The following is a 1,120-nucleotide window of genomic DNA, read 5'->3' on the forward strand; positions in this document are numbered from 1 at the left end:
GATGACCGGGCTGGCCGCGGTGGCCGCCGACGAACCGGCCGTGAACGTGGTCCGGGGCACCGTCACCGACCGGGACCGGCCGGTGTTCGTGTTCCCCGGCCAGGGCGGGCAGTGGCCGGGAATGGCAGCGCAACTGCTGGACACCTCACCGGTGTTCGCCGCCCGCATCGCCGAGTGCGAGAGCGCGTTGACACCGTTCGTGGACTGGTCCCTGAGCCAGGTCCTGCGTCAGGACCCCCACGCCCCCGACCTCAACCGCGTCGACGTCGTGCAACCCACCCTGTGGGCCGTCATGGTGTCCCTGGCCGCGGTCTGGGAAGCCGTCGGCGTCACCCCCGCCGCCGTGGTGGGCCACTCCCAAGGCGAAATCGCCGCCGCCGTCGTAGCCGGCGCCCTGTCCCTGACCGACGCCGCCCGCATCATCGCCCTACGCTCCCACGCACTACGCACCCTGTCCCACACCGGCGGCGGCATGCTCGCCATCGCCGACACCCCCGAAGCCGTCACCGCCCGACTCGACCACCACACCCCCCACACCACCGTGGCCGTCATCAACACCACCAACTCCGTCGTCGTGTCCGGACCCCTACCCGAACTCCACCACCTCGCCCAGCAATACACCCACACCACCATCCGCACCCGACTCCTACCCGTCGACTACGCCTCCCACGGCCCCGCCGTGCAACCCCTACACGACCAGATCCACACCGACCTGACCGGCATCACCACCCAACCCACCCGACCCGACATCACCATCTGGTCCACCCTCACCACCAACCCCATCACCGCCACCGACCTCACCGCCGACTACTGGTGGCGCAACCTCCGACACCCCGTGCACTTCCACACCACCATCGCCCACCTCCTCACCACCGGCCACCACACCTACATCGAAATCAGCCCCCACCCCGTCCTGACCACCGCCATCGAACACACCGCCGACACCACCAACACCACCTGCACCACCATCACCACCCTGCACCGCGAACACCCCGACACCACCCACCTCGCCACCAACATCGCCCACGCCTGGACCACCGGCCAACCCATCAACTGGACCCACCCACCCACACCCACCACCACCCTCCCCACCTACCCCTTCCACCACCACCGCTACTGG

Annotated in this window: 1 protein-coding gene; it reads left to right on the forward strand. The window is 69.3% G+C overall.

Translation table 11 applies throughout. From position 1 onward, the window contains the following. Positions 1-1,120: acyltransferase domain-containing protein (locus ACLQ2X_RS28360; protein WP_425684134.1), on the forward strand; the 1,120-nt coding region annotated here is incomplete at both ends.

The organism is Micromonospora sp. DT31 (genome assembly GCF_049841795.1).
Taxonomy (GTDB): Bacteria; Actinomycetota; Actinomycetes; order Mycobacteriales; family Micromonosporaceae; genus Micromonospora.